This is a genomic window from Glycomyces sp. MUSA5-2 (genome assembly GCF_037034145.1).
Classification (GTDB): Bacteria; Actinomycetota; Actinomycetes; order Mycobacteriales; family Micromonosporaceae; genus Glycomyces; species Glycomyces artemisiae.
In genome coordinates this window covers 1117067-1140930 of the sequence record NZ_JBAGKG010000001.1, presented here as the reverse complement: position 1 = coordinate 1140930, position 23864 = coordinate 1117067, and the positions used below count along the sequence as shown (strand labels likewise).

The window sequence follows — 23864 nt, the reverse complement described above, 5'->3', positions numbered from 1 at the left end:
GCGCAAACGATGAGCACTGGTGGAACCTCGGTCCAGGACCTGGGCTGGCTGCTGGCCGGCTTCGCCGAACGCGTGCCGGGCGTGGCCCACGCCGTGGCGGTCAGCGCCGACGGTCTGCTGCTGGCGTCCTCCCGGGACCTCCCCAGGGACCGCGCCGACCAGCTGTCGGCGGTGACCTCGGGTCTGGTGAGCCTGACCCAGGGCGCGTCCCGCTGCTTCGAGGGCGGCGCCGTCCTCCAGACGGTGGTCGAGATGGACCGTGGCTTCCTGTTCCTGATGTCCATCAGCGACGGTTCCTCGTTCGCGGTGCTGGCGTCGAAGAACTGCGACGTGGGCCAGGTCGGCTACGAGATGGCCCTCCTGGTCGACCGGGTCGGCCAGGCGCTCACGCCTTCGGCCCGAAGCTGATCCGGGCCGCATCCGGTGCACGCTTGGCGCAACGGGTTGCGGCACGGTAGGCTCCATTCGAGCGAAGCGCTAAAGAGTGGGACGAACTGAACAACGACCCCTCCGTCGCATCCCCAGGCGACGGGCCGGTGCCTCCCCGGGCACCCGGTACATGGATAACTGACAAGACTGCGGCACAAGGGTTGTGGGATCCGAGGCCGTGGTTGGAGGTAACAATGGTCCTCGGTGGTGATGAGCCTACCGGCTCACTCGTCAGACCGTACGCGGTCACGCGCGGCCGTACGCGGCCCCAATTGGAGATCGCCCTCGAAGCGCTGGTGGAGACCACCGCGCGCGGCCGGTCCGGGCAGTTCCTCGGCGGCAGGGAGCAGAAGGTGATCGTCGACCTGTGCGGCGGCCGCCTCCAGTCCCTCGCGGAGATCGCCGCACGCATGGAGGTGCCCCTCGGCGTCGCCCGCGTGCTGGTCGCCGACATGGCAGCGGACGGCTTGCTGGCAGTGCACGAACCCACCGGCTTCGACGCGGACGGCGGCGACGAATCGGTCGGAACCGAGCTCCTTGAGCGCGTTCTCAGTGGACTCAGGAGGCTATAGACCCTAATGAACTCACCCGCAGACACCTCTCGTGTGACCTCTGCCAAGATCGTCATCGCCGGTGGCTTCGGCGTCGGCAAGACGACCTTGGTCGGCTCGGTCTCCGAGATCACCCCGTTGACGACCGAGGCGATCATGACCTCCGCCTCCGAGGGCGTCGACGACAACAACCTTGTGCCCGACAAGGCGACGACCACGGTCGCGATGGACTTCGGCCGCATCACGATCGACCAGGACCTGATTCTGTACCTGTTCGGCACCCCCGGCCAGACCCGCTTCTGGTTCATGTGGGACGAGCTGGTCCGCGGCGCCATCGGCGCCATCGTCCTGGTCGACACCCGCCGCCTCGCCGACTGCTTCTCGGTCATCGACTTCTTCGAGCACCGGAAGCTCCCGTATCTGGTGGCGGTGAACTGCTTCGACGGCAAGCAGCTCCACGAGATCCAGGACATCCGCGACGCGCTCCAGATCTCTCAGGAGGTCCCGGTGCTCTACACCGACGCGCGCAACCGGGAGTCCACCAAGCAGGTGCTCATCAAGCTCGTCGAGTACGTGCTGTCGATGCGGCGCACCCGCACCGTCGGCGTCCACTAAGTGCCCACAAACGGACGCACGGCGACAACCGCGAACCGCGCCTGACCCGCGCGGCGACCGTCTAGGCTGACCCAACCACCTGGACCATAGCGAAAAGGGGCGCAAGGCAACTCATCTGCCTTGCGCCCCTTTCGCGCGCTGCCCGGGCCGACCGCCGGACCGCTCAGCGCGCGATCCGGGAGACGAACCGCCACGACAAGCTGACTGCGACGAACAGGCACGCGTAGAGGGTCCCCGCGAGTAGTACAGGCGCCTCGCGCCACCCGGATTCTTGCGCGGCGACGATGAGCGCGTAACCGGTGAACACGACCATCACCGCGCCGATCCCGCCGTAGGCGACGGCGGCTTGCAGCTTGAGGAGCGGTGGCTGGTAGTCGGCGTAGTGCACCATCGCTCCCGCCTTGTTGCCGATCAGCGGTCGCAGATCCGAAGGCAGCCCACTGCGGTCGTAAATAGCCTGCTCAAGCAGGTTGATCGAGCGGGTGCGGACGATGCTCAGCGCCACCAGCACCAGGTGATAGGAGTGGATGAACCACAACGGGAACGCCGAGAACGCCGCTCCCCAAACCCCGCCCGGCAGCGAGTCGCTGCCGAGGGCGATCACCGCCAGGCCGAGGTAGGTGATCTGCAAGGCCAGCAAAGCGAGGCGCTCGTTTCCCAGATTGGTGGCGCTGGATCGCTCTGCGCTGTAGAGCGCTGCGAGTGCTTCGATCTGCTCGGATGGCGAGGGCACTGCCGATACCTCATCCGACTGCCGAGGGGGTAGCGGGGACATGCCAGCGATTATGCCCGGCCGTGGACGACTCCGGGGTTCACGGGATTCCGATGCAGGGGACCGATGTCTGCGCGAGGCGGCTCTCATGAGCGGGATCTGAACGGGCCGAATTCTGCGGCTTTCCGTGCCGTGGTGGCTGCGGTCTTTTCGGCGGCGACAGCGGGGTGGGTGGGAGGGTGGGGTCGGGTGCTGTGGCTGGCGGGGTGTGATGGGGCGTGGGTTCTTTGGCGGCGACGGAGAGATGTGGGAGGCGGCCCAAGGTGGGGTGCCGGGCCTGGAGTCTTGATGTGCCTGTGCCTTCCCTTCCTTCTCCCGCCCTGGTTGGCTGGCCCGGGGCGGGCAGGTTCAGAAGGGCGGGTCTCCTGGGCTGCCGGCCGGGATCGGTTCCCGATGGCTGGGCGAGGGTGAGGGCGAAGGCGGGGACGAGGGCGGTCCGGTCGGCCCGCTTGCCTTGGTCGGTGCGGGCTCTTTGGCGTGGGGTGTGAAGCGTGTTCGGCATTTGGCTCTGGCTGTCCGGATAGCGGCGAGGGCTCTTTGCTGTTCGGCTGCTTCGGCTCTGGAGTCGAGGTTGGGTTTGAGGGTGGGGGACCATTCGGTGCGGTAGAGCCCGGTCGGGAAGACATCGTTCGCTTCATCGGTGGCGTGCTCGGCATCCATGTCCGCATCGGTGCGCCAGTCGGAGCATCCGCATTCCCTGGCCTGCCCGGCCTGCCCGGCCTGGGGGTCGGTCCCGGGGTGGTCGTGGTGGGTGATGAGGGCTTGGCCGGGGCCGGTCTTCTCGACGCTCCAGCCGGAAGTATGTATGCGGCCGTGGTGGAAGCGGCAAAGGAGGATCAGGTTGTCCGCGTTCGTTTCGCCGCCGTCGGCCCAGTGGGTGATGTGGTGGGCTTCGGTCCAGGCGACCGGCCTGGAGCAGCCGGACCAGGCGCACCCTTCGCGCTGCTCAAGCTCCAGCTTGCGGCGAAGCGCCTGGTTCGGGAGGCGGGCGGCTCTGCCGAGTTCGATCGCTTCGCCGGTTTCGTAGTTGAAGACGCCGGGGATGATCCCGGCTTCGCAGGCGAGGTGGCGGGCTTTGGCGACCGAGATGGGCTGGCCCTCCAGGAGCGGGGTGCGGCCGGTCTCCTTGCCCTGCAATGTCTGGATGTCGACCATGAGGTCCAGGGTGGCGGTGTGGCCGTGGCGCTTGACCGCGTCGGGGCTGGTGCCGTATCCGGCGAGGAGCTGGTGGAGGGCTTCGGCGTGCCGGTTCGGCTGGGCCGGAAGCACACCCTCACTATCGGCCTCGTCTTGGCGCGGGGGCGGGCAGGCGGTCTTCAGGTACTTGTCGAGGAGTCTGCCCGTGTCGGAGGAGAGTTCCCCTGAGAGGGCCCACATGCCGTTGTCCTGCTCGGCCAGTTCGATCCATTGGAGGGACTGCTCGCCGAGGGAGTCGAGGAGTTCGGACTCCTCGGCCAGGTTGGCGGCCAGTTCGTCGAGGTGCCTTTGGAGGTCTTTGAAGGGGGCGTGGGTGCAGTACTGGGCGATGAGGTGTTCCGGTGTCGCGCAGAGGGTGTCCGCATCGAAGGGGGAGGGGACCGGGGTTCGGAAGGGGGTGAGTGCGAACAGGCGTACCGCGGGAGTGCGGTCGAGTTGCCTGACTGCGTAGGCGACCTGGTCGATCCTCGCTGAACCTGAGACGGCTGCTTCGACCAGTGCCCGGAACTTGGAGGAGAGGCGGGCGATGGCCGCGATGTCGGCGGCGGTGCGGTGGGTGAAGTCGAACTGGGACAGCAGGAGGTCCCTCAAGGCGGAGTAGCCGAAGGCGGTGCGGTGGAGGTTCTGTTCCTTCATCGCGATGACCGAGGACAGGACCGCCGCGTGGTGGGTGTTGATCGCGGCGGCGGCGGTGTCGAGGAGGGTCCGGATGGTCTGGGCCTGGTCACTGCTGCGGGCCTGGATCGTGTTGGTCGCCATCGGGATCACCCCCTCGCCTGTCACTGTTCTCGAATGTATTGCCTGGTTCCGTCTGCCTGTTCGATGCTCGTGCTTCAATTGTGACTCTGTGTGCTAAAGTGCGTCAACACCCAGAAGGGTGATCTTTGGTGAGGAAGTTTCATCCAGGCCCACCCGCACCACCACTCGCCTGCCTGCCCACCCACCCACCCTCGAACCCCATGGCCGCCAACCAACCTCAGCAACAGGTCGACCTCTTCGTCGCTGCCCGCTCTAACCCAAAAACAAAACGGCCCCAAGGCAGCAGAGCTGCCTCAGGGCCGTGTCAGCGCTTGCTCAGACGACCTTCGGAATCGAACCCGTATTGGTCAGAGCCTCGTTCAACAACGGCCCAACCTGCATCGTGAACTGTCCCAGCTCGTACCCCAGCTGCTCCCGATCGCACTGCGACACAGCCAAAAGCGTCAAACAAATCTGCGGCCCGACCGGAGCCGCCAGGAGCACGCCCTCGGCCATCTCCACGATCACCTGCTGCGCCGGACCGTGGTCCATGGACCGCCCAGCGCCTTCGCCAATCGAAAGCAGGCCGGAACCGATGCCCGCCAACTGATCCGCGCGCTCCTTCGGAAGGCCGGCGGACACCGCCAGCGGCAGGCCGTCGACGCTCACGAGCACCGCATGGGACAGCCCAGGCGTACGCGCCACCAGCGACCCGAGCAGCATGCTCAGGGAGCGCTCGTAGACGCCGAGATTGGCGCTCATCGGGCGGCCATCCTCTCCGTCCTCGCGGGGCTGCCCGGACGCCCGCCGCGGGCGCGGCCCCAGCCGCGGAAGTAACCGGCGGTGTTCTGCGCCAGCAGCTCCGGGTCGCGGTCGATGGGCTCGTCGAAGCGCGGGTGCTCGTCGGCGACGACCGCGCCGGGGACCAGGTTGGCCTGCGGCTTGCGGCGGGGGAGGCCGGCCGCGGTGGTGGGCTCCTCGGTCGCGGGGGTCTCGGTGGCCGTGCGGGCGGTGCGCCAGCCGTCGTCGCCGGGGAGGTTCCACGACTCCGACTCGGGCTCTTCGCTTTCGGGCCGCTTGAACCAGGCGCTCTTGGCCTGGCCGAAGATCAGGAGGCCGTCGTCGTCGGCTGCGAGGCTCGCGACGTCGACCATCGCGATGTCCTCCCTGGGCTGCCAAGGGTGGCGGCGCACCGGCTCCTCGGTGTGGGGGAGCTCGGCGGGCTCGGCGCGGCGGCGGCGGATCGAGCGGGTCTGGCCGCCCTCGCTGTCCACCGGCTGCTGCATCGACGGCGAGGAGAACGAGTCCGGGATGACCTGCGTCGCTTCGAGGTCCGGCATGACCACCGAGTGGAGCTGCGACGCGGGGTCGAGGGCGCGCAGGCTCTGGCGGTCGGGGAGGTCGCCGGGGAGGCGCACGGTCCGGTGCGTGTCGGAGTCGTGCCCGCGGCCGCGGCGGCGCGTGGCGCGGTCCTCGTCGAGGGGCGGCGAGACGTGGTGGGGGAGCGCGGACTCGGGCTTGGGGCGCTTGGCCTGGAGGAGGCCGATGAGTCCTTCGAGCGAGCGGTCCCAGGCCGAGACGGCCTCGGCAGTGGCGGACACGGAAGGCGCGACGGACGGGTCGTCGCCGCCGCCGATCTCGCGGATCGCCTCGGTGAGCGCGCCGGCCATGGCCGCGACCTGTCCCGGGTCGGCCACGGTCGCCAGGTCGGCGGCGAGCTCCTCGGTGGAGATGGACTGGAGGGCGCCGGGCTGGGGGAGCCGGGTGAGGATCGCGACGGCGTTGGCCTCGCTCGGGTCGTCCCATGCGGCGAGGGCCGCCGGGAAGACGGCCCGCAGGAGGCACGTGAGCGCCTCTGCCGCGTCGTGGCGGGCCCTGGCGGCCGAGGCCACCGTGTCCAGGATCGGGCGCAGAGCGGCGACCTCAGGGCGTGCGGCGAGGGGCTGCCCGGCGACCTCGCCGGTGGCGAGTCCGCGGGCGATGGCGATGGCGTCGTCGAGGGCGTCCTTGGAGCGGAGCGCCCGGGCGTCGGCGCGGACGACGAGCTGTCCGGCGGCGGCCGCGAACTCGGCGAGCTGGACGACGTCTCCGGCGACGGAGATCGAGACGGACTGGCCCGGGGCCGACCTGGCGAGGAGCCCGTTGAAGCGGACCCAGCCGCGGGGATCGTCGCCGAAGGTGTCGGTGGCGATGAGGCCGCCTCCGGCGGCCACGAGGGCGACGGCGCACGCAGTGTCGCCGTGCCCGGCGCCGGACGCCTGCTGGTCGGTGGTGATGCCGCAGAACACTTGCACCCGCGGAGCTCCTCTCGTAGGGCGCGCAGCCGGCGCAGTCCCCTGTCGCCGGGGCTGGTGCCCGGCCCGTTTTTACCAGTCCGTTATCAGTTTTCCGCAGAATACTCGGTTCTGCAAGCGGACTGCCTGTGCGGGTTCGCCTACGGAGCGAAGGCCATAGCACACATATCCGTCAATTCACTGGCAGCCGCCACCTGGTCATTCCCTTGTGGAATAACGCAGCGAAGCCGCCGCGGGACTCCCGCGGCGGCTTCGGAAATCGGACTCGGCGGCCATCGGAGTGTGGCCGTTCGGCTGAGTGGGGCGCGCGCTATCCGCGCCATTCCACATGGTCGTTGATCTTGGCGATGACGCCGCGCCAGGCGATGGCCGCCTGCTGCGCGTCGTTGCGCTTCAGGCGCCGCTTCGCGAGCTTGCCCTTGAAGCCGCCGTCGACGACGACGCGGAACGTCTCGTCGAGGTCGTCGAGGGGGGACCCGGGCGCCAGCGCGGCGATCACGGAGTCGTTCTTGAGGGCGTAGCCCAGGTCGCGGCCGACTTCGGCGGCCTTGATGAGCAGCTCGGGCTCCCACGTGTCGTGGCCGCCGCGGAGGTTCGCGACGACGAGGTCGAGCTCGTAGGTGTCGGCTTCGTCACAGACGATGTCGTCCTCGGTCACGCGGTCCTTGAGGTCGGCCCACTCGTCGATGGCGGCGAGGTCGTGGTCGTCGCTCTCCTTGACGTAGGCGACGAGCGCGGCGGGCTCGCGGAAGACGAGGAGCTTCCCCTTGCGGGTCAGGAAGACCGGGACCTCTTCGGGCTCGGCGTCGAGGGCGTCCTCCTCGGGCTCGTCGTCCTCGAAGTCCTTGGGGTCGGGCTCCTCGGACTCCTCGTCCTCGTCGCCGTCCTTGTCCTCGCCGTCATCGCCGTCGACGGGTGCGCCCTCGGCGACCATCTCCTCTTCGGCGAGTTCCTCGTCCGACTCCTCCGACTCCTCGGAGGGCTCGTCGTCCTTCTGCCCCGGCAGGGTGTCCGACATCCGGTAGGCGCGGAGGGTGTACCCCGAGTCCTTGCCCAGGTGGAGTTCCACCGGGTCAACCCCGGTCTCGTTCCAGAGCTTCTCGGTGTCGGCACCGCGCTCCGGCGCGTCAGATTCGGCCGCCATGTCGCGTCCCTCCCGTAAGTCGTCTAGCTGGGGAACAGCCTACGACGCAAGCGCGCGCCGCATCGCATCCGGTGTGCGCTTTTCTTTGTGGATAGCGACAGGGCCCTTTCCGTCGCTACGGAAAGGGCCCCGGATCGATCACTAGTACGCGCCCCCGGCGCCCGCGGCCATCCCGGCCGGGTGCCACACGGTCTTGTACTCGGTCCACTGCCGCAGCAGGTCGAGCGCGCTCCCGCTCTTCCCGGGGCGGCGCACGACCTTGAGGGTCTCGGCCGCGGCGGCCTCCAGGGAGGCGGCCAGGTCCGGGTCGGCCCCGGTGAGGTCGAGCCCGTTGACGTCGGCGTGGGACGCCAGGTGCGGCGCGACCTCGGCGGCCTTGCCGCTCAACAGGTTCACCACGCCACCGGGCAGGTCGGAGGTCGCGAGCACTTCGCCGAAGCTCAACGCGGGCAAGGGCTTCGCCTCGCTGGCGAGGACGACCACGGTGTTCCCGGTCGCGATGGCGGGCGCGACGGCCTCGACGAGGCCCAGCAGCGGGTCGTCCTGCGGGGCGATCACCGCGATCACGCCGAGCGGTTCGGGGGTCGTGTGGTTGAAGTACGGCCCGGCCACGGGGTTCGCGCCGCCGAGGACGGAGGTGTACTTGTCGGTCCAGCCCGCGTAGTGGACGAGCCGGTCGATCGCGGCCTCGACGGTGCCGAGCGCGTCGTGCGGGTCGGCGCCAGTCGCATCCGCCAGCTCCTCGGCGAACTGCCCGGCGCGGCCTTCGAGCATCTCGGCGGCCCGGTACAGGATCTGCCCGCGCAGGTACGCGGTCTGCCCCGCCCACGGCCGCTGGGCCTTGCGCGCGGCGGCCACGGCGTCGCGGGCGTCCTTGCGGCTGGCGAGCGCGGCGTTCGCCAGCTCGGTCCCGTCGGGGCTGCTCACCGGGTAGCTCCTTCCGGACTCGGAGCGGGGGAACTTCCCGCCGACGTACAGCTTGTAGGTCTTCTTCACCCGCAGTCGCTCAGACATCGAGGTACGCCTCCAGTCCCTGGCGGCCGCCTTCGCGGCCGTATCCGGACTCCTTCAGGCCGCCGAAGGGGCTGGCGGCGTCGAACTGGTTGAACGTGTTGGCCCACACGACGCCCGCGCGCAGCCGCTCGGCGGCCCACAGGATCTTCGACCCCTTCTCGGTCCACACCCCTGCCGACAACCCGTACGGCGTGTTGTTGGCCTTGGCGATCGCCTCGTCAGGGGTGCGGAACGTGAGGACGCTGAGCACGGGCCCGAAGATCTCCTCCTGGGCGATCCGCATGGACTGCTGGACACCGGTGAACACGGTGGGGCGGAACCAGAACCCGTTCTCGGGGAGGTCGCAGGCGGGCTGCCACACGTCGGCGCCCTCGCCGCGCCCGGCCTCGGTGAGGGCGGTGATGCGGGCGAGCTGCTCGGCGGAGTTGATCGCGCCGATGTCGGTGTTCTTGTCGAGCGGGTCGCCGACCCGCAACGTCGACACCCGCTCCTTGAGCCGCGCGAGCACCTCGTCGGCGACGGACTCCTGGACGAGGAGTCGCGACCCGGCGCAGCACACGTGGCCCTGGTTGAAGAAGATGCCGTTGACGATGCCCTCGACGGCCTGGTCGATCGGGGCGTCGTCGAAGACGATGTTCGCGGCCTTGCCGCCCAGCTCCAGGGTGACCTTCTTCTTGGAGCCCGCGACGGCCTTCGCGATGGCGCGGCCCACGGCCGTGGAACCGGTGAAGGCGACCTTGTCCACAGGGCTGTTGACGACGGCCGCACCGGCAGCGCCCGCGCCGGGGAGGATGTTGACGACGCCCGCGGGCAGGTCGGCCTCCTGGCACAGCTCGGCGAACATGAGCGCGGTCAGCGGCGTGGTCTCGGCGGGCTTGAGCACCACCGTGTTCCCGCACGCGAGCGCAGGCGCGATCTTCCACGCCAGCATGAGGAGCGGGAAGTTCCAGGGGATGACCTGGCCGACGACGCCGAGCGGTTTCGGATCGGAACCGAGCCCCGCGTACGCGAGCTTGTCGGCCCACCCCGCGTGGTAGAAGAAGTGCTGCGCCGCGGTGGGCACGTCGAAGTCGCGGGTCTCCTTGATGGGCTTGCCGTTGTCGAGGGATTCGGCGACGGCGAACTCGCGGGCCCGCTCCTGGAGGAGCCGGGCGATGCGGAACAGGTACTTGCCGCGCTCGGTGCCGCTCATGGGCCCCCACACGGTCTCCTGGGCGCGGCGGGCCGCGGCGACGGCGCGCGCGACGTCCGCTTCGCCCGCCTCGGCGACGGTGAAGAGGACCTCCTCGGTCGCGGGGTTGACGGACTTGAACACGTCCTGGCCGTCGGCGAACTCGCCGTCGATGAAGAGCCCGTAGTGCTCTTTGATGTCGGGCCGCACCGACTCGGGCGCGGGGGCGTACTCGAACATGGCTAGTCCACCGTCACGTAGTCGGGGCCGGAGTAGTGGCCGGTCTTGAGCTTCTGGCGCTGCATGAGCAGGTCGTTGAGGAGGCTGGACGCGCCGAAGCGGAACCAGTGGTTCGAGAGCCAGTCGTCGCCGAGGACCTCGTTCACGGTGACGAGGTACTTGATCGCGTCCTTGGTGTTGCGGATGCCGCCCGCGGGCTTGACGCCGACCTGGATCCCGGTGGCGGCCCGGTAGTCGCGCACGGCCTGCATCATCAGCAGGGTCACGGGGAGGGTCGCGTTGACGCCGACCTTGCCCGTGGAGGTCTTGATGAAGTCGGCGCCCGCGTACATCGCGAGCCAGGAGGCCTGCCGCACCGCGTCGTAGGTGGCGAGCTCGCCGGTCTCCAGGATCACCTTGAGCCGGGCGTCGCCGCTGGCGGCCTTGACGGCCTTGATCTCGTGGAAGACCCGTTCGAGGTCCCCGGCGAGGAACGCGCCGCGGTTGATGACCATGTCGATCTCGTCGGCCCCGGCACGCACCGCGGACTCGGTGTCGGCGAGGCGCACGTCGAGCGGGACCTGCCCGGCGGGGAAGCCCGTGGCGACCGAGGCGACGAGCACGCCGCTGCCCTGAAGCGCTTCTTTAGCGGTGGCGACCATCGACGGGTAGACGCAGACGGCGGCGGTGGCGGGCGCGTCGCCGTCGGGGCGCATCGCCTTCGCGGCGAGCGAGCGGACCTTGCCGGGGGTGTCGGCCCCTTCGAGGGTGGTGAGGTCGATCATGCTGATGGCGAGGTCGATGGCGTGCGCTTTCGACGTCGTCTTGACCGAGCGGGTGGAGAGCCCCGCCGCGCGCGCTTCGAGGCCGACCGCGTCGACGCCCGGGAGGGCGCGGACGAGGGACGCGGCCTCGGCGCCGCTCAGAATTGATCCCATGACCCGATCGTATCCGTCTCTCGGTGACGCTTGAACCAGACTGTGGTGACCAGCTCACATTAGCGCGGCGAACTGGGCGTTAAGGTTATGAACCGTGGATGTCAAGATCGTCGAACACCCGCTCGCCGCCGCCAGGCTCACCGCCATGCGCGACGAGCGCTCGGACTCACCGCGGTTCCGGGCCGCCCTGCACGAGCTCACCATGATGCTCGTCTACGAGGCCACGCGCGGCGTGGCCGTCACCGAATACGGGATCAGGACGCCCGTGGCGGCCGCGACGGGCTACCGGCTGGGGAACCCGCCGGTCCTGGTCCCGGTGCTGCGCGCGGGGCTCGGCATGGCCGACGCCGCGCAGGCCATGATCCCCGACGCCTCCATGGGCTTCGTCGGCCTCGCCCGCGACGAGGAGACGCACGAGCCCTACGCCTACATGGAGTCCCTCCCCGACGACCTGGCCGGGCGCCACGTCATCGTCCTCGACCCCATGGTCGCCACCGGCGGCTCGCTCCTGCGCTGCTGCGAGATGATCGCCGCGCGCGGCTGCACCGACATCGACCTGGTCAGCGTGCTGTGCGCGCCCGACGGGATCGCGAAGCTCGAATCCTCCGGGATCGCCATGCGCATGACCACCGCCGCGGTCGACCCGGAGCTCAACGACAAGGCCTACATCGTCCCCGGCCTCGGCGACGCGGGCGACCGCCAGTTCGGCGCCTACCGCCGCTTCTAGGAACGGGAAAAGGGGGCCGCTCGGCGCGGCCCCCTTCTTCGTGTCGTCTAGTGCGGCACGCCGAGGATCCCGGCGACTTCAGCGCGCAGGGCCTCGACGCCCGCGCGGGCGCGCTCGCGCGCCGCGGTCAGGTCGCCGCCGGTGTCCTCGCGGACCTCCAGGTACGCCTTGAGCTTCGGCTCGGTCCCGGACGGGCGGCACACGACGCGCGCGTTCGCCGTCGTCACCGTGACCACGTCGGCTTCGGGGAGCCGGTCGAGGTAGTCGGTCACGGGCTCGTCCAGCAGCGAAGCGGGCTTGTTGGCGCGCAGGCGCTTCATGCACGCGGCGATCTCGCTCAGGTCCTCGACGCGCACCGACAGCTGGCCCGTCTCGTACACGCCGAACTCCTCGGCGAGCTCGTCCAGGCGGTCCTGGAGCGTCGCGAACCGGGCGGCCTGCCCGGCGGCGATCTCGGCGACCACGAGCGACGCGGAGATGCCGTCCTTGTCGCGCAGGAACTCCGGCGCCACGCAGTACCCGAGGGCCTCCTCGAACGCGAACGCCAGGTCGGGGCTGGTGCGCGCCAGCCACTTGAAGCCCGTGAGGGTCTCCATGTACTTCAGCCCGCGCTTCTCGCACATGGCCTTGAGCTGCGTCGTGGACACGATCGTGGTCGCGTAGGTCCCGGTGCGGCCCTTGCGCATCCAGTGGTCGGCGAGGAGCACGCCCACCTCGTTGCCCGAGAGCTGCCGCCACCCGCCGTCGCCGGTGGGGACGGCGACCGAGCAGCGGTCGGCGTCCGGGTCGAGCGCGAGCGCCACATCCGCGCCCTCCTCGGCAGCGAGGGCCTTGAGCAGGTCGATCGCGCCGGGCTCCTCCGGATTCGGAAACGCCACGGTCGGGAAGTCCGCGTCGGGCTCGGCCTGCTCGGGCACGAGCGTCGGCGAGGGGAACCCGGCCCGCTCCATGGCCTTCACGAGCGTCGCGCCGCCGACGCCGTGCATCGGCGTCGCGACCGAGGCGAGGCGCTTGGGGTCGTCGGGGTCCACGACTGAAGCGATGGCGGCGAGGTACTCGTCCAGGACGGACCCGTCGAGGGTCTCGCCCTCGTCGCCGAGCGGGATCTCCGAGAGCGGTCCGAGCGCTTCGATCGCGGCCTCGATCTCGGTGTCGGCGGGCGGCACGATCTGCGCGCCCGCGCCGAGGTCACCGCCGAGCGCGCGGCCCAGGTACACCTTGTACCCGTTGTCCTGCGGCGGGTTGTGGCTCGCGGTCACCTGCACCGCGGCGGCGCCGTCCAGGTGCGTCACCGCGAACGCGGTCACCGGGGTCGGCAGCGGGCCGGGCATGAGCAGGGCCCGGCGGCCCGAGCCGGTGACGACGCGGGCGGTCTCGACGGCGAAGTCCCGGGACCCGTGGCGCGCGTCGTAGCCGATGACGACCGGGCCCTCGGCCCCCTTGGCGTCCAGCCAGTTGGAGAGCCCGGCGGCGGCGGCCCGGACGACGGCGAGGTTCATCCCGTTGGGGCCCGCGCGGAGCGGGCCGCGCAGGCCCGCCGTCCCGAACTTCAAGCGGCCCGAGAACCGGTCGGCCAGTTCGGCCGCGGTCCCGGGGAGGCCGTCGAGGAGCCGGTACAGCTCGTCGCGGCCGGCCTTGTCGGGGTCGTCGGTGATCCACTGGAGCGCTTCGGCGCGCAGGGCGTCGAGGTTCGCGTCGATGGCGGGCGCAGAGTCGGTCATGGGGAAATGGTCGCATATCCGCTGCCTGGGAGACCGGTGTTGCGGACGGTGTGGCCTCAGCCGGTAGCGAACGACGCCGCCGCGGTGTCGTACACCCCTCGTGATAGATCCCATGTATCCGCGTCGCCGGAGATGAAGATCCCGAACGTGGACCCGTCGCCCGCGTCCACCACGGCCCACACCGAGTGCCGCTCGGCGCCGACCTCGTCGAGGTTCGTCCCGGTGTACTCCAGGACCGAGCCGCTCAGGCCGCCGATCTCGGTGTCCTCCAACCGGACCTGCTCCAGGTCGGTCATCTCGGAGCCGAGGCCGTCGAAGTACTCCGAGAGGTAGCCCTCGGGGTCGCCCGCGCCGCGGTCGGACTGGGAGTAGAACCGCACCCACTGGGTGTCGTCCTCGGGGTTGAAGAACGACACGAAGTCGTCGCCGCTCTCCCCTTCGGACCAGTCCTTCGGGTACGCGACCGAGAAGCCGTCCCCCTCATAGGTGCTCGTCTCGAACGGGGCCGCGCCGTCGCTCTCGTCGGGGGACTCGCCCCCGTCCGAGGGGGACTCCCCGCCGTCGGACGCGCCCTCGCTGGCACCGGGGTCCGCGCCGCCCTCGCCGCCGCCGCCGTCACCGGTGAGGAGCTTGTAAGCGCCCCAGCCGAGGACGAGCACGAGCATGATGCAGATCGCGATGACCGCGCCGGACTTCCACGGGTTGCCGCGCTCGGGTTCGGACTCGACGTCGCGCACCCGCGGGCGCGGGCCCGTCGTCGCGGGCGGCCCCTCCTGGTACGCCTCATTGCCGCGGTAGGGCGGCGACTGGTGGCCGGCGGGGCCCGCGAACTGCCCGGCGAGCAGCGTCTGGAGTTCATGGCGCACTTCGGGAAGCTGCATGCGCTGGTTCGGGTCCTTCGCGAGCATCCCGCCCAGCAGCGGCGTCAGCGGCCCGGCGTTGCGCGGGCTCTCCGGCGGCTCCTGCACGACCGCGCGCATCGTCGAGACCGCGTCGCCCCGGTCGAACGGCGGGCGCCCCTCGACGGCCGCGTACAGGGTCACGCCGAGGCTGAACACGTCCGAGGCGGGCTCGGCCGGGTGCCCCACGGCCCGCTCGGGCGCGATGTAGTGCGCCGAGCCGAGCACTTTCCCCGGGGTCGTGCCGCCCGAGACCTGGTGCAGCTGCGCGGCACCGAAGTCGGAGAGCACGCAGCGCCCGTCGGTGGAGATGAGGACGTTCCCGGGCTTGACGTCGCGGTGGATGATCCCCGCGTCGTGCGCCGCCTGGAGCGCCCCCACGAGCGCGAGGCCGATCTTCGCGGCCACGCGCGGCTGGAGCGGCCCGTCCTGCGAGAGGATCTCGGCGAGGCTCCGCGACTGGAGCAGCTCCATGACGATCCACGGCAGGCCGCCGTGCTCGACGACGTCGAACACGCGGATCACCGACGGGTGCGACAGCCCCGCCGCGATCTGCGCCTCGCGCCGCGACCGGTCGATGAGCTGGACCCGCTCGTGCGGCGGGAGGTCCGGCGGCAGGAACACCTCTTTGAGGGCCACCTCGCGGCGCAGCACCGTGTCGGTCGCGCGCCACACGGACCCGTTGCCGCCCTTGCCGACCAGGTCTTCGAGCCGGTACCGGTCGCCCACCAGGTCGCCGGGCCGGGCCCGGTTCCCCGGGCCGCCGGGCCCGGGCGGGCGCTGGCCCTGCTCGGGGCCGACCGCGAAGCTCTGCCCGAGGTTCCCGTAGTTGCCGTACGAGGAGCTGTGCCGGTACGAGGAGTCGCCGTAGGAGTCGCCGCCGTACGGGTCGCGGTTGTAGCCCTGCTGGCCCGAGGGGTACGGGTCCGATCCCGTGAAGCGTCCGCCGAAGGAGGGGTGCGGGTCGCGCCGCGGCTCCGATCCGTACGGATCGCCTTGGGGCGCTTGGGGTTCGGGGGGATACCGAGGGGACGGCACCGGGCCGGATCGGGGGTCCTCATAGGCGCCGGGACCACCGCGACCGTAGTCAGATGAGTACGTCATGCAACCACTCCTCGCGAGGGATCCCTCCTAGTCTGCCGCGTCCCGGCCACCGGTGCGGTACCGGGGATACACAAGTGATCCTCGGTCACGGCGGGACGCCGTCCCAGGTGCGCGAAGGCGCCGCCGGGAGGCGCGCTGCTTCCCGGAGGCGCGGTTCACCACCTAGGATGGCAGCCATGCAGTCGTCACCGCAAGGCCGAGACGGGATCGAGATCCGGCCCGTCTACGGTCCCGGCGACGCCGCGGAGGATCTGGCGGAGCGGCTCGGCGAACCCGGGTCCTTCCCCTACACGCGCGGCGTCCACCCGACCATGTACACGTCCCGCCCCTGGACCATGCGCCAGTACGCGGGCTTCGCCACGGCCGCCGAGTCGAACCGCCGCTACCGGGACCTCCTGGCCGCGGGCACCACCGGCCTGTCCGTCGCGTTCGACCTGCCCACCCAGATGGGCTACGACTCCGACGCCCCCGAGGCCGCCGGAGAGGTCGGCAAGGTCGGCGTCGCCGTCGACTCCCTCGCCGACATGCGGACCCTCTTCGCGGACATCCCGCTCGGCGAGGTCTCCACGTCGATGACGATCAACGCGCCCGCCGCCGTCCTCCTGCTGCTCTACCAGCTGGTCGCCGAGGAGCAGGGCGTCGACCCGGGCTCCTTGCGCGGCACGATCCAGAACGACATCCTCAAGGAGTACATCGCCCGCGGGACCTACATCTTCCCGCCCGCGCCGTCCCTGCGGCTCGTCGCCGACACGTTCGCGTACTGCGCCGCCGAGCTCCCGCAGTGGAACACCATCTCCATCTCCGGCTACCACATGGCCGAAGCCGGGGCCACTCCCGCGCAGGAGCTGGCGTTCACGCTCGCCGACGGCATCGAGTACGTCAACTGCGCCCTCGACGCCGGGCTCGACGTCGACGCGTTCGCGCCGCGCCTGTCCTTCTTCTTCGTCGCCCGCTCCACCCTCCTCACCGAGGTCGCGAAGTTCCGCGCCGCCCGCCGCATCTGGGCCCACGTCATGCGCGACCGCTTCGGCGCGAAGGACCCCCGCTCGATGCGCCTGCGGTTCCACACCCAGACCGCCGGGGTCGAGCTCACCGCGCAGCAGCCCGAGGTCAACCTCGCGCGCGTCACCGTCCAGGCCATCGCCGCCGTGCTCGGCGGCACCCAGTCGCTCCACACCAACGCCTACGACGAGGCCATCGCGCTGCCCACCGACACCTCCGCGCGCCTGGCCCTGCGCACCCAGCAGGTCATCGCCGCCGAGACCGACCTGACCGCCACCGTCGACCCGTTCGCCGGGTCCTACGCCGTCGAGGCCCTCACCGACGAGGTCGAGGCCGAGGCCCTGCGCCTCATCGACGCGGTCTTCGCGCACGGCTCGGCCGTCGCCGCCATCGAGGAGGGCTTCCAGAAGGGCGAGATCGAGCGCAGCGCCTACGAGACGGCCAAGCGCATCGACTCGGGGGAGCAGACCGTCGTCGGCGTCAACAAATACGTCCTCAATGGGGACGAAGCGCCCTATTCACCGCTCAAAGTGGACCCCGCTATCGAAGCGGCGCAGGTCGAGCGCCTCGCCGCCCACCGCGCCGGACGCGACGCCGCCGAGCTGGAGGCCGCGCTCGCCGAGGTCACGGCCGCCGCCGCCGGGACCGCGAACGTGCTGTACCCGCTCAAGCGGGCGCTCAAGGCCGGGGCGACCGTGGGCGAGGTGTGCACGGCGCTCGCCGCCGAATGGGGCCGCCACGTGCCCGCCGAGACCTGGTGAGCGGCGCCCGGCCGACGGATCGGCCCGGACCGGTGAACGCACACCGCGTCTGTCGCCGGAAACCTCTTGCGGGGAAAGACTCGACCGCGGACGCGTCATCGAACGGCGACGCGTCCACGGTCCGTTCAAAAGTCGGATCTCAGCCGTAACTTATCGGCTCGGCAAGCGTTATGCCTTATGACGGCAGGTTCGGCCCGCAGGGCCGTGACCGGCTGTCGCGCGGCCGTGACCCCGGGCTCGCCGTGATGCACCCGGACGCGGCCGCCGGGCGTCGCAAATCACGGCGCTAGCCGCAACGGAGTGCGATCGGATTAAGCTTGCCGGATCGCCCTCCATTGGCTTTGATCCTCGAACGCGAATTGCGAGGCGCGAAGGAAATGTACACGCTCACTGCGGAGAAAGTCGTCGAGATGGGTACCGCCACGAAATCCAATGAGCCGCTGCCGAGTGCCGTCGCACCGGAGTCGTGTCTCGTGGTACCCGCCGCCTTGCCCTCGTTCGACACCGCAGCCGGGAGCGCTGTTTCCGGCACCACCGCTTCGGAGCAGGTCATGTCCACATCGCTGCCGGACTTCCTCGACGCCTGGCTCGCCGCCCACGCGGACGAGGTCGTCGCGGCCCGCCGCCACATCCACGCGAACCCGCGCCTGTCGCGCCAGGAGCACGACACGGCCGACTACGTGGCCGCGCGGCTCCTCGAAGCCGGGCTCCAGCCGCAGATCATCCCCGACGGCACGGGCCTGACCTGCGATATCGGCACCGGCGACCGGGTCATCGCGATCCGCGCCGACATGGACGCGCTGCCGATCCACGACCCGAAGCAGGTCCCGTACCGCTCGACGGTCGACGGCGTCTGCCACGCGTGCGGCCACGACGCGCACACCGCGATGCTCCTCGGCGTCGGCCGCGTCCTCCGCGAGCTGGAGGCCCGCGAGGGCCTGCCCGGGCGGTTCCGCCTGGTGTTCCAGCCGTCCGAGGAGCAGTTCCCGTCCGGCGCGCCCACGATGATCAAGTACGGGGCGCTCACCGACGTCGACGCGATCTTCGCGTTCCACTGCGACCCGCAGTTCCAGGCCGGGAAGATCGGCGTCCGCAACGGGCCGCTGACGGCCGCGTGCGACGTCATGGAGGTCCGCATGAAGGGCCGCGGCGGCCACACGTCCCGCCCGCACCTGACCACCGACCTCGTGAACGCCATCGGGCGCGTCGTCGTCGACGTCCCCGCCCTGGTCAACCGCCGCCTCGACCCGCGGCAGTCCGTCGCGATCGTCTTCGGCGCGGTGCAGGCCGGGGAGGCCGCGAACGCGATCCCGCAGGAGGCGCTCGCGCGCGCCACGGTGCGCGTCCACGGCCGCGAGACCTGGGACATGATCCCGGACCTGGTCCAGGAGATCACGCGCTCCGTCGCGCGGGCCTCGGGCGTCGAGTGCGAGATCGACTACCGCCGCGGCGTGCCGCCGGTCGTCAACGACCGCGCCGCCTCGGCGATGTTCGCGGGCGCCGCGGCCGCGGCGCTCGGCCCGGACGCCGTGGTCGAGGCGCCGATGTCCATGGGCGGCGAGGACTTCGCGTACTACCTGGAGCAGATCCCCGGCGCGATGGCGCGGCTCGGGGTCGGGCGGCCGGGGGAGCGGCTCGACATCCACCAGGGCAACTTCGACATCGACGAGGTCGCGCTCTCGCACGGCGTGCGGGTCATGGTCCACACGGTCCTCGCCGCGGCCCAGAGCCCGGCGTTCTAGAGGCATAGGCAGAGCGGGGCGGGCGCGAAGCGCCCGCCCCGCTGCCGTGTCCGGGCTGCGGTGCGGGCGAAACGTGAACGGAGGGTCCGGGCAAAACGGACATCCGAAGCGCCCCTATCCGAACCGTATCCGGTAGGGGCGACATGCGGGTTGAGCTGCGGTAATTCCGCGGTGGGGCGTTTGCGGAGGGCTTCGACGTAGTCCTGGGGCGCGCCTGCGGCTTCGGCGGCGCGGAGGATCTCGTCGAGGTACCACTGGGAGGGCAGGCCGCCCTCGAAGCCCTCGAAGACGTAGAGCCACACGGGGCGGTTCGCCTCCAGGGTCGCGGCCTGGGAGTGCATCTTGCGGTAGAGCTTCGAGTTGAAGCCCTCCAGCTCGTCGAGGACCTGGCGGTCGGCCGGGTCGAGGTCGTAGAGCGACACGAAGACCCGCTCGCCGGGCGCCTCGACGACGGTGGCGACCGCGGACTCCCAGCCGAGGTCGGCGCCGCCGAACGTCAGGCGCCAGCCCTCCAGCCAGCCCGTGCCGACCAGCGGCGACCGCGGGCAGGTCGCGCGCATGCGGGCAGGGTCGAGATTCGAGCCATACGCGGCATAGAGATGCACGACTCGAAGATACCCTTAAACCTGCCCGCACTGAAGCATCCCGAACACCGAAAGGCGCGCCCCGTGGCACGAGTAGCGATCATCGGCGGAGGCCCGGCCGGGTACGAGGCCGCCCTCGTGGCGGCCCAGCTCGGCGCCGACGTCACCCTCATCGAGGCCACGGGGGCCGGCGGGGCCTGCGTCCTCTCCGACTGCGTCCCCTCGAAGACCTTCATCGCGGCCTCCAACGTGCTCACCGAGATCCACGAATCCTCCGAGCTCGGCGTGGCGGCCAAAGAGGCCACCACCGACCCCGTCGCGGTCAACGGCCGGGTGCGCCGCCTCGCCACCCAGCAGTCCGCCGACATCGCGCAGAAGCTCGTCAACGCGGGCGTCAACATCGTCTACGGGCGCGGCGCCCTGCGCGTCGACAAGGGCTACAACTACGTCCACGAGCTCCACGTGGTCCCCCTCGAAGGCGAGCCGTACGACGCCGACGCCGACGTCGTCCTCATCGCCACCGGCGCCACCCCCCGCACCCTCACCTCCGCCCCCGTCGACGGCGAGCGCATCCTCACCTGGCGCCAGCTCTACGACCTCAAGGAACTCCCCGAGCACCTCATCGTCGTCGGCTCCGGCGTCACCGGCGCCGAGTTCGCCTCCGCGTACCTGTCCATGGGCTCCGCGGTCACCCTCATCTCCTCCCGCGACCGCGTCATGCCCCACGAGGACGCCGAGGCCGCCGAGACCGTCGGCCGCGTGTTCGTGCGCCGCGGCATGGACGTGCGCAACCACTCCCGCGCCGCCGCGGCCCGCCGCACCGACAACGGCGTCGAGGTCGAGCTCGACGACGGCACCGTCATCGAGGGCTCCCACGCGCTCATCTGCGTCGGCTCGATCCCCAACTCCGACAACCTGGGCCTGCACGCGTACGGGATCACCGTCGACGAGCGCGGGTTCATCCCCGTCGACAAGGTCTCCCGCACCAACGTGCCCGGCGTGTACGCCGCGGGCGACGTCACCGGCGTCCACGCGCTCGCCTCCGTCGCGGCCATGCAAGGCCGCATCGCGATCTGGCACGCGCTCGGCGAGGCCGTGCGCCCCATCAAGCTCGCCCACGTCGCCGCGAACGTGTTCACCGACCCGGAGCTGGCCTCCGTCGGCGTCACGCAGGCCGATGTGGACTCCGGGAAGGCCGACTGCCGCGGGGTGCTGCTGCCGTTCGCGTCGAACCCGCGCGCGAAGATGGTCGACCGCACCGAGGGCTTCGTGAAGCTGTTCGCGTGGAACTCGTCGGGGATCGTCGCGGGCGGCATCGTCGTCGGCTCGCGCGCCTCCGAGCTCATCACGCCGATCGCGCTCGCGGTGGAGCAGCGGCTCACAGTGGAGCAGGTCGCGCGGACGTTCACGATCTACCCGTCGCTGTCGGGCTCGGTCGCCGAGGCCGCCCGCCAGCTCATGGAGTTCTAGCGGCAGCAGACATGAAAGGGGCCCGCGCCTTCCCGGCGCGGGCCCCTCTTTTCCTGGTTCCCCTATTCGACGAAGGTCTCCACCCGCAGGTGGCGGATCAGGTGGACGTCGGTCGCGCCGCCGGTGGAGGCCGCGAAGCCGATCTTGAAGGTGTCGGGCGCCGCGAACGGCACTTCGGACTCCAGGACCCGGACCCAGCCCGCGCCGTCCTGGAAGTCGATGTCGACGGTGACCTTGGGGTGCTCGCCGTCGCCGACCTTCAGCTTCACCAGCCGCTTGCCGTCCGCGAGCGAGTCGCCTCGCAGGCTCTCGGGGAACGTCGTTCCGTAGACGTCGCCGTTGTTGTACTCGCCGATCTTCTCGTCGGTCGCGGTGGTCGCAAGCAGGCAGTACCCGTTCATGCCGTCGCCGGGGCCGCGCAGGGCCACGTTGTCAGGCGCCTTGTTGAACGGAATCTGGAGGTGCGCCGGGGCCCGGTAGTCCTCGGGGCAGCCGGTGCCGCGGCCCTCGGTGTCGGCCGAGAAGTTTCCCCAGGCGTCCAGGCCCAGGCCCAGGTAGCCGCCTTCGATGCCGGGCGTGTTCGTGTGCTGCGCGTAGCCCAGGCTCCCGCCGTAGGCTCCCACGGAGGTCAGGTCCGTGTCGCCGTCGACGAGGAAGAACGAGATGCCGTCGGCGCCGGTGCCCCCGTACTGCCACTGGGCGAACGTGACCTCGATGCCGCCCTTGTTCGGGAGTGCGTGGTTGTAGATGGCGGCGCCCGTGTCGTAGAGGCCGGCGTCGGTGAGTTGGAGGTACCCGGGGGATTTGCCCGACTCGGGTACAGGGCCGATGTTCTGGTCGGCGCAGGAACCGAATTCGTTGGCGCCCTTGATCTCGGTGGCGGCGGTGAGGCACGCGTCGAGTGAGATCGCGTCGGGCGGCAGGTTGTCGCCCTTGCCGGTGAACGGGGCGTTCACCAGGAGTTTCTTGGTGAGTTCTTCCGCTCCCTGGGCACCCGCGGCGGTCGCGGGGATCGCGGCGAGGGCGGCGGCGAGCAGCATCGAGCCCGCGCCGAGGATGGCCATGCGTTTCACAAGTGCTCCTTCGTTCCAGTCGCGCGACCTCGCTGTGACGGGTCGACTACAGAGCGAAGTTATATGAGAACGGTCCGCGAAGTGTGGATCTTCCCTCAATTGGGGACGGTCCACAGGGGTGCGGGACGGCCCGGCCGTCCCGCACCCGTCCGTCAGGCGTCCCTGCGGCGCATGGCGATCCAGCCGCCGACGAGCGCGGCCGCGGTCCACAGGACGAGGATCGCGATGCCCTCCCAGGGGCCGTAGTCGCGGCCGAAGCGCTCGTCGCCGGGCACCGTCAAGTGCATGATGACCATGCCGACCTGGTCCGGCAGGTACTGCGCCACCGGCCGGATCGCGTCGATGTTCCCCAGGCCCTGCGAGCCGAGGAACAGGATAGGCAGCAGCACCGACAGCGCGACCACGGTGCTGCGCAGCATGACCGCCACGGCCGCGGTGAACAGGCTCAGCAGCGTCAGGTGGATCCAGCCGCCCAGGAGCGCCTGGATCGTCCACCACTCGGTCAGCGGCGCGGCCGCGTCGCCGATGACGAGCCGGACCGCGGTGTACGAGGCGAGCTCCACCACGAGCGAGGCCGCGGCGAGGGTCAGGCCGACCGCGGTCATCTTCGCGGCGTAGAACCGGCCGCGCGAGGGCACCGCCGCGAGGGAGGTGCGGATCGTGCCGGTGGAGAACTCCGCCCCCACGGTCGCCACGGCGAACGTGACGAGCACGAGCTGCCCGGTGAGCAGTCCGAAGAAGATCGGGAGGACCGCGTCCTCCTTCGGGCCGCCGGACTCGAAGCCGCGGGCGATGAGCAGGCCCAGGCCGAGCGCGACGAACGCGAACAGGCCCAGGGTGATCGCGGTGGACCGCACGGAGCGGATCTTGACCCATTCGGCGGCGGCGGCCTGCGCGAAGCCGTTCATCGGGCGCCTCCCGCGCGGTACTGGACCGCGTCGCTCGTCAGGCGCATGAACGCCTCCTCCAGGTTCGATCCGGAGTGCGCGGCCACGAACTCCTCGGTGGACAGGTCGGCGAGCAGGCGCCCGCGGCCGATGACGACCAGGTGCGAGGCCGTCAGGGCCATCTCCGACATGAGGTGGCTGGAGACGAGGACCGTGCGGCCCTCGCCCGCGAGGCGCTTCGCGAGGGTGCGGATCCAGATGACGCCCTCGGGGTCGAGGCCGTTCACCGGCTCGTCGAGGATGAGCACCTCCGGGTCGCCGAGCAGGGCCGCGGCGATGCCGAGGCGCTGCTTCATGCCCAGGGAGTACGTGCGGGCGCGCTTGCCCGCGACCTCCGTCAAGCCGGTCTCCTCCAGGACCTTCGCGACGCGGGCGCGCCCGAGCCCGTTGGTGCAGGCGATCCACGTCAGGTGCTCGCGGGCCGAGCGGCCCGAGTGCAGGTCGCCCGCTTCAAGGAGCGCGCCGACGACGGTGAGGGGCCGCTCCAGGGCGGCGTACGGGCGGCCGCCGACGCGCGCGGTTCCCTCGGTGGGCCGGTCCAGGCCCAGGATCATGCGGATGGTGGTGGACTTGCCCGCGCCGTTGGGTCCGAGGAAGCCGGTGACGCGGCCCGGCTCCACGGTGAAGGTGAGACCGTCGACGGCCGTGCCGCCGCGGTACCGCTTGGTCAGGTTGTGGACTTCGATCACGCGGCCAACGTACGGACGCCGAAGGGGGACAGGGGAGTCCCCGAACGTCGCTTCTCTGCGCGA

General features: G+C 70.8%; 20 protein-coding genes and 1 pseudogene. 7 read left to right on the top strand and 14 right to left on the bottom strand.

Annotated features, from left to right (window positions below; translation table 11 throughout):
- Positions 1-9: 9 nt before the first annotated feature.
- The 3 genes from WA640_RS05365 to WA640_RS05355 all read left to right on the top strand — a co-directional run bounded on the left by WA640_RS05365 (position 10) and on the right by WA640_RS05355 (position 1595).
- On the top strand, positions 10-408 hold the full coding sequence (locus tag WA640_RS05365) for a roadblock/LC7 domain-containing protein (protein ID WP_030161947.1): 399 nt from the start codon (positions 10-12) through the stop codon (positions 406-408).
- A 215-nt stretch (positions 409-623) separates the two neighbouring features.
- Positions 624-1001, top strand: coding sequence for a DUF742 domain-containing protein (locus WA640_RS05360; RefSeq protein WP_106364086.1), 378 nt, complete (start codon positions 624-626; stop codon positions 999-1001).
- 6 nt (positions 1002-1007) lie between these two features.
- On the top strand, positions 1008-1595 hold the full coding sequence (locus tag WA640_RS05355; RefSeq protein ID WP_335986464.1) for a GTP-binding protein: 588 nt from the start codon (positions 1008-1010) through the stop codon (positions 1593-1595).
- A 163-nt stretch (positions 1596-1758) separates the two neighbouring features.
- Here WA640_RS05355 and WA640_RS05350 read toward each other — a convergent pair whose 3' ends face one another.
- The 8 genes from WA640_RS05350 to deoC form a co-directional block, all read right to left on the bottom strand.
- Entirely contained in the window at positions 1759-2328 is a 570-nt protein-coding gene (locus WA640_RS05350; protein ID WP_335986463.1) for a hypothetical protein, read from the bottom strand.
- Positions 2329-2715: 387 nt separating this feature from the next.
- A complete protein-coding gene (locus tag WA640_RS05345; protein ID WP_335986462.1) occupies positions 2716-4323 on the bottom strand; it encodes an HNH endonuclease signature motif containing protein in 1608 nt (535 codons plus the stop codon).
- A gap of 315 nt (positions 4324-4638) precedes the next feature.
- Positions 4639-5064 carry a roadblock/LC7 domain-containing protein gene (locus WA640_RS05340; protein ID WP_091048495.1) on the bottom strand — a complete coding sequence of 142 codons (426 nt, stop codon included), beginning with the start codon at positions 5062-5064 and terminating at the stop codon, positions 4639-4641.
- Positions 5061-6596 (bottom strand): hypothetical protein, encoded by a 1536-nt coding sequence (locus WA640_RS05335; protein ID WP_335986459.1) that lies wholly within the window; start codon positions 6594-6596, stop codon positions 5061-5063. Before WA640_RS05335 ends, WA640_RS05340 begins: the two co-directional genes overlap by 4 nt.
- A 310-nt stretch (positions 6597-6906) precedes the next feature.
- A complete protein-coding gene (locus tag WA640_RS05330; protein WP_335986458.1) occupies positions 6907-7740 on the bottom strand; it encodes a hypothetical protein in 834 nt (277 codons plus the stop codon).
- A 141-nt stretch (positions 7741-7881) separates the two neighbouring features.
- On the bottom strand, positions 7882-8754 hold the full coding sequence (locus tag WA640_RS05325) for an aldehyde dehydrogenase family protein (protein ID WP_335986457.1): 873 nt from the start codon (positions 8752-8754) through the stop codon (positions 7882-7884).
- On the bottom strand, positions 8747-10165 hold the full coding sequence (locus tag WA640_RS05320) for an aldehyde dehydrogenase family protein (RefSeq protein WP_335986455.1): 1419 nt from the start codon (positions 10163-10165) through the stop codon (positions 8747-8749). Before WA640_RS05320 ends, WA640_RS05325 begins: the two co-directional genes overlap by 8 nt.
- Positions 10166-10167: 2 nt before the next feature.
- The gene (gene deoC, locus WA640_RS05315; protein WP_106364079.1) at positions 10168-11082 is read right to left on the bottom strand and encodes a deoxyribose-phosphate aldolase; all 915 of its coding nucleotides are present in this window, start codon (positions 11080-11082) and stop codon (positions 10168-10170) included.
- A gap of 94 nt (positions 11083-11176) precedes the next feature.
- On the opposite strand from deoC, the gene upp reads away from it, so the two are divergent.
- A complete protein-coding gene (gene upp, locus WA640_RS05310; protein ID WP_106364078.1) occupies positions 11177-11809 on the top strand; it encodes a uracil phosphoribosyltransferase in 633 nt (210 codons plus the stop codon).
- Positions 11810-11856: 47 nt separating this feature from the next.
- Here upp and WA640_RS05305 read toward each other — a convergent pair whose 3' ends face one another.
- Entirely contained in the window at positions 11857-13530 is a 1674-nt protein-coding gene (locus WA640_RS05305; RefSeq protein WP_335986454.1) for a phospho-sugar mutase, read from the bottom strand.
- 56 nt (positions 13531-13586) lie between these two features.
- A complete protein-coding gene (locus WA640_RS05300) occupies positions 13587-15533 on the bottom strand; it encodes a serine/threonine-protein kinase (protein WP_335986453.1) in 1947 nt (648 codons plus the stop codon).
- Between the two features lie 176 nt (positions 15534-15709).
- Between WA640_RS05300 and WA640_RS05295 the strand changes: the two genes are divergently transcribed.
- Complete coding sequence (locus WA640_RS05295) at positions 15710-17296, top strand: acyl-CoA mutase large subunit family protein (RefSeq protein ID WP_335986452.1); 1587 nt, start codon at positions 15710-15712, stop codon at positions 17294-17296.
- 551 nt (positions 17297-17847) lie between these two features.
- A complete protein-coding gene (locus WA640_RS05290) occupies positions 17848-19038 on the top strand; it encodes an amidohydrolase (RefSeq protein ID WP_106364075.1) in 1191 nt (396 codons plus the stop codon).
- Positions 19039-19208: 170 nt separating this feature from the next.
- On the opposite strand, the pseudogene WA640_RS28780 reads toward WA640_RS05290, so the two are convergent.
- Positions 19209-19598: pseudogene (locus WA640_RS28780) on the bottom strand (gamma-glutamylcyclotransferase); the annotation flags it as partial.
- 108 nt (positions 19599-19706) lie between these two features.
- Between WA640_RS28780 and WA640_RS05280 the strand changes: the two are divergent.
- Entirely contained in the window at positions 19707-21092 is a 1386-nt protein-coding gene (locus WA640_RS05280; RefSeq protein WP_335986449.1) for an NAD(P)H-quinone dehydrogenase, read from the top strand.
- Between the two features lie 62 nt (positions 21093-21154).
- On the opposite strand, the gene WA640_RS05275 is transcribed toward WA640_RS05280, so the two are convergent.
- The 3 genes from WA640_RS05275 to WA640_RS05265 form a co-directional block, all read right to left on the bottom strand.
- Positions 21155-22165, bottom strand: a complete 1011-nt coding sequence (locus WA640_RS05275; protein WP_442904663.1) for a hypothetical protein — start codon at positions 22163-22165, stop codon at positions 21155-21157.
- 152 nt (positions 22166-22317) lie between these two features.
- Entirely contained in the window at positions 22318-23073 is a 756-nt protein-coding gene (locus WA640_RS05270) for a hypothetical protein (protein WP_335986448.1), read from the bottom strand.
- The gene (locus WA640_RS05265) at positions 23070-23801 is read right to left on the bottom strand and encodes an ABC transporter ATP-binding protein (protein ID WP_335986447.1); all 732 of its coding nucleotides are present in this window, start codon (positions 23799-23801) and stop codon (positions 23070-23072) included. Before WA640_RS05265 ends, WA640_RS05270 begins: the two co-directional genes overlap by 4 nt.
- Positions 23802-23864 lie beyond the last annotated feature (63 nt).

What these genes read in the sequence shown, in the direction of transcription:
- WA640_RS05325 (WP_335986457.1), bottom strand. Translation starts at nt 8,754, where the DNA reads ATGTCTGAGCGACTGCGGGTGAAGAAGACCTACAAGCTGTACGTCGGC.
- WA640_RS05270 (WP_335986448.1), bottom strand. Translation starts at nt 23,073, where the DNA reads ATGAACGGCTTCGCGCAGGCCGCCGCCGCCGAATGGGTCAAGATCCGC.
- WA640_RS05330 (WP_335986458.1), bottom strand. Translation starts at nt 7,740, where the DNA reads ATGGCGGCCGAATCTGACGCGCCGGAGCGCGGTGCCGACACCGAGAAG.
- WA640_RS05360 (WP_106364086.1), top strand. Translation starts at nt 624, where the DNA reads ATGGTCCTCGGTGGTGATGAGCCTACCGGCTCACTCGTCAGACCGTAC.
- WA640_RS05355 (WP_335986464.1), top strand. Translation starts at nt 1,008, where the DNA reads ATGAACTCACCCGCAGACACCTCTCGTGTGACCTCTGCCAAGATCGTC.
- WA640_RS05295 (WP_335986452.1), top strand. Translation starts at nt 15,710, where the DNA reads ATGCAGTCGTCACCGCAAGGCCGAGACGGGATCGAGATCCGGCCCGTC.
- WA640_RS05320 (WP_335986455.1), bottom strand. Translation starts at nt 10,165, where the DNA reads ATGTTCGAGTACGCCCCCGCGCCCGAGTCGGTGCGGCCCGACATCAAA.
- WA640_RS05290 (WP_106364075.1), top strand. Translation starts at nt 17,848, where the DNA reads ATGTCCACATCGCTGCCGGACTTCCTCGACGCCTGGCTCGCCGCCCAC.
- WA640_RS05300 (WP_335986453.1), bottom strand. Translation starts at nt 15,533, where the DNA reads ATGACGTACTCATCTGACTACGGTCGCGGTGGTCCCGGCGCCTATGAG.
- WA640_RS05365 (WP_030161947.1), top strand. Translation starts at nt 10, where the DNA reads ATGAGCACTGGTGGAACCTCGGTCCAGGACCTGGGCTGGCTGCTGGCC.
- deoC (WP_106364079.1), bottom strand. Translation starts at nt 11,082, where the DNA reads ATGGGATCAATTCTGAGCGGCGCCGAGGCCGCGTCCCTCGTCCGCGCC.
- WA640_RS05305 (WP_335986454.1), bottom strand. Translation starts at nt 13,530, where the DNA reads ATGACCGACTCTGCGCCCGCCATCGACGCGAACCTCGACGCCCTGCGC.
- WA640_RS05345 (WP_335986462.1), bottom strand. Translation starts at nt 4,323, where the DNA reads ATGGCGACCAACACGATCCAGGCCCGCAGCAGTGACCAGGCCCAGACC.
- WA640_RS05340 (WP_091048495.1), bottom strand. Translation starts at nt 5,064, where the DNA reads ATGAGCGCCAATCTCGGCGTCTACGAGCGCTCCCTGAGCATGCTGCTC.